Annotated in this window: 10 protein-coding genes; 2 read left to right on the plus strand and 8 right to left on the minus strand. The window is 71.9% G+C overall.

Annotation, left to right across the window (positions count from 1 at the left end; all coding sequences use genetic code 11):
* Positions 1 to 80: 80 nt before the first annotated feature.
* Together ACIPSE_RS41970 and ACIPSE_RS41975 are read right to left on the minus strand one after the other, a co-directional pair.
* A complete protein-coding gene (locus ACIPSE_RS41970; protein ID WP_401674104.1) occupies positions 81 to 581 on the minus strand; it encodes a DUF402 domain-containing protein in 501 nt (166 codons plus the stop codon).
* Positions 562 to 1,491: a GNAT family N-acetyltransferase gene (locus ACIPSE_RS41975; RefSeq protein WP_401674106.1), complete on the minus strand. Its 930-nt coding sequence runs from the start codon at positions 1,489 to 1,491 to the stop codon at positions 562 to 564. The genes ACIPSE_RS41970 and ACIPSE_RS41975 overlap by 20 nt, the downstream gene beginning before the upstream one ends.
* Before the next feature lie 71 nt (positions 1,492 to 1,562).
* On the opposite strand from ACIPSE_RS41975, the gene ACIPSE_RS41980 reads away from it, so the two are divergent.
* Complete coding sequence (locus ACIPSE_RS41980) at positions 1,563 to 1,928, plus strand: GntR family transcriptional regulator (protein WP_401674109.1); 366 nt, start codon at positions 1,563 to 1,565, stop codon at positions 1,926 to 1,928.
* A 110-nt stretch (positions 1,929 to 2,038) separates the two neighbouring features.
* Here the strand turns inward: ACIPSE_RS41980 and ACIPSE_RS41985 are convergent, their stop codons facing one another.
* Complete coding sequence (locus ACIPSE_RS41985; protein WP_401674111.1) at positions 2,039 to 3,133, minus strand: DUF5925 domain-containing protein; 1,095 nt, start codon at positions 3,131 to 3,133, stop codon at positions 2,039 to 2,041.
* A 157-nt stretch (positions 3,134 to 3,290) separates the two neighbouring features.
* Between ACIPSE_RS41985 and ACIPSE_RS41990 the strand changes: the two genes are divergently transcribed.
* Complete coding sequence (locus ACIPSE_RS41990; RefSeq protein WP_401674113.1) at positions 3,291 to 4,712, plus strand: xylan 1,4-beta-xylosidase; 1,422 nt, start codon at positions 3,291 to 3,293, stop codon at positions 4,710 to 4,712.
* A 43-nt stretch (positions 4,713 to 4,755) separates the two neighbouring features.
* On the opposite strand, the gene ACIPSE_RS41995 is transcribed toward ACIPSE_RS41990, so the two are convergent.
* The 5 genes from ACIPSE_RS41995 to ACIPSE_RS42015 form a co-directional block, all read right to left on the minus strand.
* Positions 4,756 to 8,640, minus strand: a complete 3,885-nt coding sequence (locus ACIPSE_RS41995; RefSeq protein WP_401674115.1) for a lipopolysaccharide biosynthesis protein — start codon at positions 8,638 to 8,640, stop codon at positions 4,756 to 4,758.
* Complete coding sequence (locus ACIPSE_RS42000) at positions 8,633 to 9,424, minus strand: polysaccharide deacetylase family protein (protein WP_401674117.1); 792 nt, start codon at positions 9,422 to 9,424, stop codon at positions 8,633 to 8,635. The genes ACIPSE_RS41995 and ACIPSE_RS42000 overlap by 8 nt, the downstream gene beginning before the upstream one ends.
* Positions 9,421 to 10,407, minus strand: coding sequence for a glycosyltransferase (locus ACIPSE_RS42005; protein ID WP_401674120.1), 987 nt, complete (start codon positions 10,405 to 10,407; stop codon positions 9,421 to 9,423). Before ACIPSE_RS42005 ends, ACIPSE_RS42000 begins: the two co-directional genes overlap by 4 nt.
* Positions 10,404 to 11,225 (minus strand): glycosyltransferase family 2 protein, encoded by an 822-nt coding sequence (locus ACIPSE_RS42010; RefSeq protein WP_401674122.1) that lies wholly within the window; start codon positions 11,223 to 11,225, stop codon positions 10,404 to 10,406. Before ACIPSE_RS42010 ends, ACIPSE_RS42005 begins: the two co-directional genes overlap by 4 nt.
* 392 nt (positions 11,226 to 11,617) lie before the next feature.
* Complete coding sequence (locus ACIPSE_RS42015; RefSeq protein WP_401674125.1) at positions 11,618 to 12,715, minus strand: GNAT family N-acetyltransferase; 1,098 nt, start codon at positions 12,713 to 12,715, stop codon at positions 11,618 to 11,620.

Genomic DNA, 12,715 nt, shown 5'->3' on the forward strand with positions numbered 1-12,715 from the left:
CGAGGCGGCGGTCCGGTCACGGCGCCGGTCCGGTCACGGCGCCGGTCCGGTCGTGGCGCCGGTCCGGTCGTGGCGACGGTCTAGGAGAGCAGGGCCTCGAAGTCCGTGCCGCGGGCCAGCGTCTCCAGTTCGTCCAGCGCCGTCATGGCCGCCCGCGCCGCCTCGGGGTCCGACTCCGTGAGCCCGCTGCCGGCGAACTCGTCCTCGTCCAGGCGGAACACGTCCGTGCCGTCGGCGGACCGCCACAGGTCCAGGTCGAGGTCCTCCGAGACGATCACCGTGCCCGAGACACCGGCGGGGCGCGTGATGTCGCAGTACCAGCCCTTCAGGGAGCCGTCGGCCGCGCGGACCTCCTTCACCGAGTACCAGCGGTCCCGCCAGTAGTGCTCGGTGAACACGTCCCCGGGCTCGAAGCGCACGAAGCCGAAGTCGCGCACACCCGGACTCGCCCAGGCCGCGCGGACCGTGACCCGGGTGCCGTCGTCGCCGACGAGCCGCGCCGGGTAACGGATCTTCGTGCGGCCCGCCTTGATCAGGACGACCTCGAAGCCGGCCGCGGCGTCAGCCGAGTTCGCGGGCATAGCGGACCTCCGTCGCGCAGATCTCGTACCCGAACCACTTGTTGATCGCGAGCATCGGGCCGTTGCCCGTGTCGTTGCCGGTGAACGCCTCCGTGCACCCGGCCGCGCGGGCCCGGTGCAGCGAGTCGTTCTTGGCGAGCTTCGCCAGCCCCCGGCCGCGGAACGCGCGGGCCGTGCCGGTCATGACCGTGCCGTAGCGGGTCCCGCCGTCGGTGCGGGCGGCGCTGAACGCGGCGGGGCGGCCGTCGACGAGGGCGACCGTGGTCAGCTCGTGGTCCAGCAGCGGATGCCGCCAGGTCTCCTCCAGCCAGGCCTCGTAGTCGGTGAACTCGTAGTCGACGTCGCTCGGTTCGTCCGACAGCACCTCCGAGTCCAGCTCGAACAGGGCGCGCGGGTCGTCCGCGAAGTCGGCGCCCGGGCGCAGCTCGACACCGGACGGCGGGGACTGGAGCGGCGGCAGCGTGCCGTTCACCAGGTCAAGGCGCAGGAAGTGCGCGGAGCGGCTCGCCCGGTAGCCGTGCGCCTCGGCGAAGGCCCGGTTGGCCGGCCCCTCCAGCACCCAGGCGAACAGCTTCCTCGCGCCGTGCGCCGCGAGGTGCTCCTCGGCGGTGCGCACCAGGGCCGTACCGGCGCCGCGGCCCTCGCGTTCCGGGTCCACGTACACGTTGACGCAGCCCTGGCCCGGCTCCGCGCTGTCGTGCACGAGATGCACCTGGGCCGTGCCGATCACCTCGCCGTCCTCCTCCGCGACGAGGGGGCGGTAGTGGGCGTCGGTGTGCATGTGGGAGATGTCGTAGGCCAGGGAGTCCGGCGAGAAGAGGATGAACGGGAGGGCGCGGTCGCGGACCCGGACGAAGGCCTCCAGATCGGCACGGGCCTCGGGAAGAAGAGTGCGTACGGTGATTGCCATATGGCCGGAGACTATGAGCGCGGGGGCCTTTGCTGCCTCCCATTTTCCGGCGGGTGCGGGACAATCGGGCCGTGACCTTGAAGATCCGCATCGATGACAGCGCGCCGCCCTACGAGCAGGTGCGGACCCAGATCTCCGAGCAGGCGCACGCCGGGGTGCTGCCGGTGGGCTACCGGCTGCCGACCGTGCGAGGGCTCGCGGAGACGCTGGGGCTCGCCGCGAACACCGTCGCCAAGGCGTACCGGGCGCTGGAGAGCGACGGGGTGATCGAGACGCGGGGGCGCAACGGGACGTTCGTGGCCGCGGCCGGCTCCGCCGCGGAGCGGGAGCTGGCCGCGGCGGCGCAGGCGTATGTGGCTCGGGCGCGGAGGCTGGGTGTGGGGGAGGACGCGGTGGTGGCCGCCGTACGGGATGCCCTGCGCGCGGCTCAGGGGTGATCGGGGGTTCGGCGACGAGGGCTCACGCGGGCGGTGCGGGCCGGTGGGGGCTGGTCGCGCAGTTCCCCGCGCCCCTGGAACAGCGGCGCTGCGCGCCTGTTCCCTCCTCGTCACAGGTACAGGCCCGCGTCCGTTCCCTCCCGGGGTTCGGGGACGGACGTCGGGGAGGTGCCCCGGCGTAGTGCGTAGAGTTCGGCGAGGGTGGCTCCCTCGCGGTTGATGCCCTCCTCCGTGCCCAGCCAGGCGGTCGCCTCGGGCCGGGTCAGGCGGCCCACCTCGATGCGGGCGAGGCAGCGGCCGGGGCGGACCACGGCGGGGTGGAGTCGTTCGAGGTCCTCGTTGGTGGTGACGCCGACCAGCACGTTGCGGCCCTGGCCGAGCAGGCCGTCCGTGAGGTTGAGCAGCCGGGACAGGGCCTGGCCCGCCGTGTGCTTCGCCTCGCCGCGGATCAGTTCGTCGCAGTCCTCCAGCAGGAGCAGCCGCCAGCGGCCCTTGCCCGGGCCGTCCTCCTCGCCGATCGCGATGTCCATCAGGTAGCCGACGTCCGAGAAGAGACGCTCCGGGTCCAGGACGCAGTCCACCTGGCACCAGTCACGCCAGGAACGGGCCAGAGTGCGCAGCGCCGACGTCTTGCCGGTGCCCGGCGGGCCGTGCAGGAGGAGCAGCCGGCCGGCGATGTCCTCCGGGGTCGTCTTCATCAGGCGGGTCATCGCGTCGGCGACCGGTGCCGTGTAGTTCCCCCGGACCTCGTCCCAGGTTCCCGCCGAGATCTGCCGGGTCGTGCGGTGCGGGCCGCGGCGCGGGGAGACGTACCAGAACCCCATCGTCACGTTCTCCGGCTGGGGTTCGGGCTCGTCGGTCGCCCCGTCCGTCGCCTCGCCGAGGACCTTCTCGGCCAGTTCGGCGCTGGTCGCGGTGACCGTGATGTCGGCGCCCCGGTTCCAGCGGGAGACCAGCACCGTCCAGCCGTCGCCCTCCGCGAGGGTCGCGCTGCGGTCGTCGTCCCGGGCGATGCGCAGCACACGGGCGCCGTTCGGCAGCAGCGTCGCGCCGGAGCGCACCCGGTCGATGTTGGCCGCGTGCGAGTACGGCTGCTCGCCCGTCGCGAAACGGCCGAGGAACAGCGCGTCGACGACGTCGGACGGTGAGTCGTTGTCGTCGACGTTGAGCCGGATCGGCAGCGCGTCGTGCGGGTTCACAGACATGCCGCCATGATCCGTCACGGGGACGCCGAGTGCACCCGGTTTCCGTAGTGCGTCCCGAGTGCCGGATGGGGCCCTGTCCGTCCCCTCCGTCCTGTTACGGAGCTGTGCACCGAGAAGCCCTGCCCCCGTCCGCGTCCCCCCGTTACTGTTGCCCTTGATGGGACGTCATGGGTGGAATTCGGGGGCGCGGCGGTGGCGGCTCACCGCACTGCTCGGCGTGGGTGCCGTGGCTCTCGCGCTGGTCGTGACCCTGCTCAACACCCTTCCGGGGAACGGCGCGAGCACCGACGGCACCTCGAAGGACGGCGGCCGGCCGCACGGCACCCCGACCAGCACACCCGACGCGGAGACCCCCGAGGTCGGCTGGGGCTTCACCCACACCCAGTTCAGCGCCGACGAAGGCGACGGCACGGCCGTGGAGCGCGTCGAGCGGCGCCTCGCGGACGTGGGCGGACTGCCGCAGAACCAGCACGTCATGGGCTGGGGCGCCGACAACCCCGAGCCGGTCAAGGGGCGTTACGACTTCGAGGACATGGACCGGCGCGTCGACTTCATCCGCGCCTCCGGCTCCACCCCCGTCGTCACCCTGTGCTGCGCGCCCGACTGGATGAAGGGCGGCGAGGCCGGCGTCGGCAAGACCGACTGGTCCCAGCAGGCCCTGGAGACCGCCCCGGAACCCGCCCACTTCAAGGACTACGCCGCCCTCGCCGCGACCGTCGCCAAGCGCTACCCGGACGTACGCCACTTCATCGTCTGGAACGAGTTCAAGGGATTCTGGAACGACCGCGAGGCCCGCTGGGACTACGAGGGCTACACCGAGCTCTACAACCTGGTCTACAAGGCGCTGAAGAAGGTGAATCCGCAGATCATGGTCGGCGGTCCCTATCTGGTGATGGACAGCCTCGACCCGCGTTCCACGGACGCCTCCCCGACGTTCAGGGGCAGTTGGGGCGCCATGGACCAGCGGGTCCTCGACGCCTTCGACTACTGGAACAAGCACAAGGCCGGCGCCGACTTCGTCGTCGTGGACGGCTCCAGCTACACCAACGACGACGAACTGCTCCCCGACGAGTTCACCGCCACCGGCAAGTTCACCGCGGTGAGCCGCTGGGTGCGGCAGCGGACCGGTGAACTGCCGCTGTGGTGGGCCGAGTACTACGTCGAGCCCGCCGACGCCGACGACGAACGCGAGGGCTGGTCCGAGGACCACCGGGTCGCCGTGCAGGCCGCCGGCCTGATCGCCCTCGCCGAGGGCGGCACCACCTCGGCCTTCTACTGGAACCCGGAGAACGAGAAGGGCACCGACTGCGCGGGCTGTCTGTGGACCCCGACCAGCGGGAGGAACGGCGGCCGGGAACTGCCCATGTACGACCTGGTGAGCCGCTTCGGCAAGGCGTTCCCGCCCGGGACGGTGTACCGGACGGTGCAGATCGCGGCGGACGACCGGCCCGACGTCCGCGTCCTGGCCACCGACCGGACCGTCCTCGTGGTCAACACCCTCGACCGGCAGACCAGCGCCGAGGTCGACGGACAGACCTTCGCCCTCCAGGCGTACGAGGTCAAGTGGCTCACCCGCTGAGCCACTCGACCCCGCAGGACCGTGAAGCGACCGGCCCGCACCGCTACTTCATGGTCATGAACCGCTGCACCAGCGACGCCAGCAGCACCGCCAGCAGCGGCAGCGAGAACCAGAAGCTGCTCTGCATCCACCGCAGCTGACGCACCCCGGGCCGCACCGCGACCCGGACCACCTCGCGCGCCGTCAGCAGCAGCACCAGCGCCACCGCCGCGAGCCCCCCGACCACCGACCACGGCGTCCAGGTCACCTGCGGCCCGATCGGCCCCGGATCGGCCTTCGGCACCTCACCCGCGGGCTGCGTGGCCAGCCGGTACAGGGTCACGTCCTCGTTGACGAAGGCCTTCTTCAGCTCACCCCGCTTGTCGAGGTTCTGGATCAGCCGGTTCTCCCACGTCGTGGAGTAGCCGACGTCCAGTTCGAGATAGGTCACCTGACTGCGGTTGATCATCAGATACGAGTGGGGGCCCGCGTCCCTCAGCGACTTGACCAGGCCGGACACCAGCACGGGGTCGGTCGGTGCCAGGGTCGGCACGTACTCGACCTTCTCCATGTCCCGCGCCCCCCAGGGCAGCGAGGGCGTCACGTTGTCGACCGTGTCGTTGCTCAGCCACAGCAGCCGTACCGTCGGATCGTCATGCGCGTAGACGTACTCCATGGCGGCGACCTCGCCCGGCCTGATCCGCTCGAACGGCTCGTTGCCCCAACGGGCGACCAGGAAGCCGAACATCAGCAGCAGACCGGCCAGCACGGCGGCCAGGGGCGCGAGACTCACCCGGTCCTTGTCGCGTTCCTCCGCGGTGATCCCGGTGCGCGGGAACAGGGCAAGACCCATGAGCAGGGCCGCGCCCGGCAGCGCGAACATGAAGACCCTGAGGGCCATCTCGCCGCCGTAGGACTGCATGCCGAAGCCCAGGAACGGCACGAACGTCAGGACGAGCAGCGAGCGTTCGCGGTAGTGGTGGTCGCGCCGCCGCCACCAGCCCCAGCAGGCGAACGCCATCACCCCGCCGGCCAGGGCCACCCGGGTGTACAGGACCAGCTTGTGCGTGGAACTCCCGCCCTCGATCCGGCCCGACACCGACGACGAGACGTTGCCGCCGACGCCGCCGACCCCGCCGAACAGGTCGTCGAAGTGCCCCGACCAGTACGGCTCGGCCATGAAGCCCAGCCACACCGTCACCAGCACGCCGAACAGGATCGGCAGGCCCCGCAGTTCGGACTTGCCGATCAGCACGAGGACCGTCAGGACCCCCAGCATCATGAACGGGGTCAGCTGATGCGCCGGGACGCTCGCCGCGAACAGCCCTATGACGACCATCAGCAGGACGGCCCGCTGACGGCGGTCGGCCGGTTCGACCTCCGCCTCGCCCGGACGGTCCTTGACCCAGATCACCCGGGGCGCGCGGAAGTAGACCAGCAGCAGGGCCGCGAACACCAGGTACAGCAGATAGGTGAAGCCCTGCGGGGAGAAGTAGTCCTGGCCGACCCAGCCGGACAGCACGAACACCCACAGGCCCGTCCACTTGGCCCGCCAGCCCGCCCGCATCGACCGCACCAGCAGGAACATCGGCGCCAGATACAGGAGTTGGATGGCCAGCGGCCACCAGCGGATCAGCTCGGTGAAGTCGGTGACCCCGCACGCCTGCGCGACGAACGCCGCCGCCGCGAAGAAGCCCGGCCAGCTCCAGCGCGCGTCCAGGTCGGGCACGGCCGAGCCGGTGCGGTCGATGTAGTCGAGGAAGCCCAGGTGCTGCCAGGCCGTGGCGAACCGGGGCTCCGTCTCGATGAGCGCGGGCAGCGCGTGCAGCGACACGACCGTCGCGAGCAGCGTGATCAGCAGCAGCGCCTTGTGCTCCCGGCCCAGCCACAGCAGCGAAGCGAACGACACGACCAGCAGGGCCGCGCCGACCAGAGTGGGCAGCGGCAGCACGGAGACCAGCCCGAGCCCGCCCATCCGGTCCAGGTCGCTCTCGCCGAGCCGCAGCGCGGGCACCCAGTACAGCAGGAGCGCGGCGGTCAGCAGACAGCCGAGGATCACCCCGACCCGGCTGGGATGCACCCGCTCGCGCCACGACGGCGGCGGCGACTGCGCCGGTGACGACGACGGCATGGCAAGGACAGGTGCCTCCTCCCGCGCGGCGGGTACGGCGGGCCCGAACCGCGGCGCGGACTCGAACGGCGCGTCCACCTCCGCCTCCGGCCCACGCTCCGTGTCCGGCGACGCCTCCGGCCCACGCTCCGTGTCCGGCGACGCCTCCGGCCCCGGGACGGGCCCCAGCGACGCCTCCGACCCCGGCTCCCGCTCCTCGACCGGCAGCCCCACCTCGGGCAGCCGCTGCGCCCACGTCGGCCGGTGCCGCTCGGGACGCACCACGGGGAAACCGGTGGGCGGCGTTCCGGGACCCGGGCGGACGTCGGGACGGCGCTCCAGGTGGTCGAGGTCGACGTGGAGACCGAGGGCGAGGGTGTCCTGGTCCAGCGCCCAGCCGGGTCGCCGGCCCCGGGCGCGCAGCGGCAGGGTGGCCTCGCGCGACCCCAGGTCGGCGAGGTCGCCGTCGGGCGCCGCGGACTCGGGGACCGCGTCGCCGGGCGCGCTGCGCACGGTCCGGTACAGCTTCGGCGCGGCGATCGCCACGATCACCGCGAGGGAGGAGATCTCGGCGACGCCCGCCCCGGTCAGTCCCATCCGGGGGAGCAGCAGCAGCGTCAGCCCGAGCACCAGGAAGCACAACAGGCCCTGGAGCCAGGCCAGTCCGGCTGTACGGCTCTGCGCGCGCAGCACCGCGAAGTACGTCTCCATGACGACCCGCAGCACCGCGCCGACCGCGAACCAGCGCAGCAGCGGGGTGGCCGCGTCGGCGTAGCCCGCGCCGAACACCCTGAGGATCCAGGGCGCGCCGAAGAACAGCACGGCGGCCACCGGCAGCATGATCCGCGCCATCCGCTTCAGCGCGGCCCGGGTGTTGGCGGCGAGCCGGCCCGGGTCGTGCGAGCCCTCGACGGTCAGCGAGGCGCCCATGTTGATGGCGAGCAGGTTGCAGGTGCCGCCGATCGTGGTGGTGATGTAGAAGTACGCGTTGTCCTCGGAGGAGACCTGCGCGGCCACGATCACCGGCACCAGGTACACCACGGCCAGCGAGAACAGGGAGCCCGTGTAGTCGCCCGCGAGGAACCGGCCGACCTCCCGGAGCGTCGGCGGGCGCGCGGTGTTCTCCGTCGCCTTCACATGCCGGGGCACCAGGCGCCGGAACACCAGCCAGCCCAGCGGCAGCACGGACACCGCGATGGCCGCGACCCAGGACACGAAGACCCCGGCGGTGGGGATGGCCACCGCGAACGCGACGAGCAGCCCCAGCTTCACCGCGGAGAACACGGTGTTGCCCAGCGGCACCCACAGCGCGCTGCGCAGCCCGGTCAGCACCCCGTCCTGGAGCGTGAGCACGTTCCAGGCGACGACCGCCACCACGAAGCCGAGCCCCGCGACCGTCCCGCCCAGGAAGCGGTACGAGGGTCCCCACATGCCCAGAGTGAGCAGGAAGACCCCCGCGGCGAGCGCCACGAGCACCGAACTGCCCATGTAGGTGCGGAAGATGAGCCGCCCGGTGGCCCGGCCCGCGACCGGTATGAACCGGGCCAGGGCGCCGGTCAGCGTCACCGCGGTGAGCCCGGCGAGGAGCTTCATCGCGGCGATGGCGGCGGAGCCCTGCCCGACCGCGGACTCGGAGTAGTAGCGGGCCGCGGCCAGCCAGAAGCCCAGCCCCAGGACGGCGGAGATGCCCGTGTTCAGCATCAGGGCGTAGGCGTTGCGGAACAGCTGGCTGCCGCCCGGGGAGCCGCCCAGTCCGGGCAGGCGCAGACGGCGCCCCGGCGGCCGGGGCGGCGCGGTCGAGGATGCGGTGGCCTCGGGGGTGGTCGTCGTGTCAGACACGGGAACGGGTGGCCTTCCGGCGGAGCTGGCGTGCTCTTCGGACCATGGCGTATCCCTTGGTGAACGCGCGGTCCCTGGCGAAGGTGCGGGCCACGGCCCGGCCTTCGATCAGACGCTGGAACTCCTCGGCACCGGTGCCGCGCCGCACGGTCACCCGCAGCAGCGCGTACGGTCCCTGACGGCGCCGGGCCAGGCCGTTGCCGACGGCGAGGGCCTGGGCGTACCCCGTCTCCCGCACCATCCGCCGCACCCGGCGGCTGGAGTAGCCGTACGGGTAGGCGAACGAGGCCGGGACGGTGCCGAGTTCGTCCGAGACGATCTCCTTGCAGAGGATCAGCTCGCGGCGCAGGCTCTCGTCGTCGAGCTGGTCCAGCTGCGGATGCGTGTGGCTGTGCCCGCCGATCTCCACGCCCTCGGCGGCGAGTTCGCGCACCTGGCCCCAGTCCAGCATGGCGTCCAGCGCGCGCCCGTTGTCGTGCGGCCCGCGCAGCCACGCCGTGGAGACGAAGAGCGTCGAGGGGAAACCGTGCTTGGCGAGCACGGGCAGCGCGTGCCGGTGCACGCCCTCGTAGCCGTCGTCGAAGGTGACCAGGACGGGGCGCTCGGGCAGCGGGCGTCCCTCGCGCCAACTCGCCGCGAGGCGTGCCGTGGTGATCGGGGTGGCGCCCAGATGGCTGATGATCTCCATCTGCCAGGCGAACGCCTCCGGGCTCACGGACAGCTCGCGGGTCGCCTCGTTCGGGTCGGTGGCGATCGCGTGGTACATGAGAATCGGTACGGTCATCCGAGGCCCTCCTCGATCGGCGCCACCCGGAACGTGGCACCTCCCCTGCGCGCCCGCACGCTCCCGATCACGTATCCGCCGGCCGCCGTCAGCACCCCCGCGACGATCGCGCCCGCGCGCCCCGCGCCGCCCGGCCGGGCCAGCGCGGCGTCCCGCAGTCCGCGCGCCACCCCGGCGGGCAGCACCCGGGTGGTGTACCGGCGTTCGGACTCGAGTCCTTTGTCCGCGCCGACACTTCGCGCCACCAGCGCCTTGGACAGGCCCTCGGCGTAGGCGCGCGTGCGGAAGTACCCGAAGTGCTCGCGCGCCTCGGGCACCCGGTGGTGGATCACCGCCCGGTCGTCGATGAGCAGGACCGCGTCGGGCCGGGCGCGGGTGAGCCGGATGCACAGCTCCGTCTCCTCGCAGCCCAGCGGACGCTTGTCGCCGTCGCGTCCGATGCCGGTGGCGAAGCCACCCGCCGCGTCGAACGCCGTGCGCCGGAAGGAGGCGTTGCCGCCCAGCACGTTGCGCACCCGCACCCGGCCGCGGGGCAGACCGCGGTAGGTGCAGCCCACCACCCAGTCGAACTCCTCCGGGAACCAGGCCGGCCGGCGCCCGGACGCCCAGACCGGTTCCGTACGGCCGCCGACCGCCAGCACCCGCGGGTCGGCGTACCCGGCGGCGAAGTGGCGCAGCCAGTCCCGTTCGGCGACGGCGTCGTCGTCGAGGAAGGCGATCACCTCGGCGCGGGAGGCGGCGATGCCGGTGTTGCGGCCCGCCGACAGGCCGCGGGGGCCCGCGTTGGCGAGCACCCGCACGTCCGCGGCCTCCTTGTACTCCTTGGCCAGCCGGTCCAGCAACGCCGGGTTGTGGTCGACGACCAGCAGCGTCTCCCGCGCCGGGTACGCCTGCGCGGCCACCGAGGAGACCGCCGCGAGGATGTCCTCCCAGCGGTCCTCGGTGTACACGCAGATCACGACGGAGATGTCGGGACCGCTCAAGACGCCTCTCCCCGCGCCGAACCGAGCATCGGGGAGCGGTGGGCCCGCCGGCGCAGCTCACGCCGGTTGGAGCGTTCGCCGAGGATCACCCTGAGCACCCGCAGCCCGTCCCGCACGGCACGCAGATTGCTCGCGCCGTGGATGCGCAGGTACTCGTGACTGGGGATCTCCTGCACCTTCAGGCCCGCCTTGACCACCCTGATGTTCATCAGGGTCTCCACCTCGAAGCCGGTGCAGTCGAGGTCGATCTTGTCGAGGCAGTGACGCCAGAACGCGTTGTATCCGTAGCAGAGATCCGTGTACCGGGCGCCGAACTTGCGGTTGACGATCGTGCACAGCGCCCAGTTGCCGAGCTTGCGGACGAAGGTCATGTCGTCGGTGCCGCCGCCGTTGGCGAAGCGCGACCCCTTGGCGAAGTCGGCGCCGGAGACCAGCGCGGAGACGTACGAGAGGATCTCGTTGCCGTCGGCCGAGCCGTCCGCGTCGATCATCACCACGATGTCGCCGGAGCACGCCTCGAAGCCGCTGATCAGGGCATCCCCCTTGCCCTTGCCGCGCTGCCGGACGACCCTCACCTCGGGCCACAGTTCCCGGGCCACCTCGACGGTGTCGTCCGTGGAGTTGCCGTCGACCAGGACCACCTCATGGATCCAGTCGGGCAGGGTCTTGAAGACGTACGGGAGATTCTCCGCCTCGTTCATGGCGGGGATGACCACGCTCACCGGCGGCGCTATGGCCAGGTGCGTGGAGACAGGCCGGTACTTCCCGGCTGTCGAGTGATCCTGGCCCGTGGTCGCCGAGCGCAGAACAGAGCTCATGAGTCCGGTCCCTCTCGTCCGGTGGACCGCCCGCCCCTGGGCGGTCCGGCTGTTGTCCGGTTCGAAAGGGGGGTTTGTCACCTACGACATGACGAAATCGATCTCCGAGCATGCCCGGGTGAGCTGGCATAGCTGGCCGGCAGCCGGAAACGGCCACCGGTCGCGCGGCGCGACTCGGTCACGTGAACGGTCCCGAGCACGGCACCCCCCTACCGCGCCCCGCCCCGGTCCATCGCGGTCCTTGAGCCCTCCCCTAGTACCGAATGCCGAGGGACCGATGCGGGTGAGATGTACGACGGTATTGACGATTGAACCTGTATGGCAAGACCTGGAACCAGGCCTCACGTTTTTGTTTGTTTGACCGTTATGGAACCGATTTGGTTGTACGGAATCTACTGATTCCCCGAACGGATCCTGCCGAGGCGCTTCAGCATCCGGTCCGCCGGCTCGAACAGCTCCGGGCGGGACTGGACGGTGTTGCGCAGCGCCCGGACCGGCGCGCGGCGCGCGCGATGTCCGACCGCGACCGGGTGACGCCGGGTCACCCACCCCTCGGACACGGTGATCTCCCGTGTCTTCAGGGAGTCCTTGTACTCCTTCTGCCCCCGGCCCAGATCCAGGTACGCGATGCCGTCCGCGGCGGCGGCCTCGGCCATCCGCAGGTGCAGGACCAGGCCCGGGGAGTACTTCGCGTACCCGGGGTCGTACGCCGGGAACCAGCACGCGAGCACGCGTTCGCCGCGCAGGCCGAAATGCGCCGCGACCGGGGTGCCGCCCGCGTACAGCACGGACAGGACGCCGGCGAACGACTCGGACCGGGTGTGGAACAGCCGCCGCACCAGATCGGTGATCCACGCCTGTGCGAACCGGTCGCTGCGGCCGGTCCTGCGGTACTGCGCCGACTTCCAGCCCATCAGGGTGCGCAGCGCCGCCGGGTCCCGCTCGTCATGGACGTAGCGCACCTCGCCGGCGTCCCGGCCGAGCCTGCGTTCCTTGGCGAGCGTGGTCCGGGTGAACTTCGGCGCGTGGGACCGCAGATGGCCGAGATAGGCCTCGTAGCCCTGGTCGACGTCCATGACCGGGGACGGGAAGCCGCCGGTGGCGTCCGCCGCGAACGGCCTCTGTCCCTCGACCAGGTGATCGAACTCCCATACGGCGAGCCCGCAGGCCCGCAGCAGTTCCCGCGCGTCCCAGTCGAACCCGGGCCGGTGCACCAGCCCCTGGGCGTCGGAGACCCCGAGCCCCACGGCCCGGCCGACGCCGGTGAGGCTGCGCTGGAACGGGAAGAACGCGGCGGGCTCGCCGTCCTCGCGCACCACCGCGACGCGCACCCCGCGCCGGTGGTGGCCCATGGCGAGCGTGAACTCCGGTGCCAGGAAGGGGTTCGCCAGCTCGGGCGAACCCTGGAGATGCGCCTTGGACTGAAAGGCCGTCCACGACGCCCGGTCGGCGGCGCTCAGCTCGCCGGGGCGGTACACGCTGATGTCCAC

Origin of the sequence: Streptomyces sp. NPDC090106, from assembly GCF_044747265.1 — a bacterium.
GTDB lineage: Bacteria > Actinomycetota > Actinomycetes > Streptomycetales > Streptomycetaceae > Streptomyces.

Excerpts from the sequence above, each read along its gene's own strand:
- ACIPSE_RS42010 (WP_401674122.1), bottom strand. The coding sequence starts at position 11,225 with ATGAGCTCTGTTCTGCGCTCGGCGACCACGGGCCAGGATCACTCGACA.
- ACIPSE_RS41985 (WP_401674111.1), bottom strand. The coding sequence starts at position 3,133 with ATGTCTGTGAACCCGCACGACGCGCTGCCGATCCGGCTCAACGTCGAC.
- ACIPSE_RS41990 (WP_401674113.1), top strand. The coding sequence starts at position 3,291 with ATGGGACGTCATGGGTGGAATTCGGGGGCGCGGCGGTGGCGGCTCACC.
- ACIPSE_RS41975 (WP_401674106.1), bottom strand. The coding sequence starts at position 1,491 with ATGGCAATCACCGTACGCACTCTTCTTCCCGAGGCCCGTGCCGATCTG.
- ACIPSE_RS41970 (WP_401674104.1), bottom strand. The coding sequence starts at position 581 with ATGCCCGCGAACTCGGCTGACGCCGCGGCCGGCTTCGAGGTCGTCCTG.
- ACIPSE_RS42000 (WP_401674117.1), bottom strand. The coding sequence starts at position 9,424 with ATGACCGTACCGATTCTCATGTACCACGCGATCGCCACCGACCCGAAC.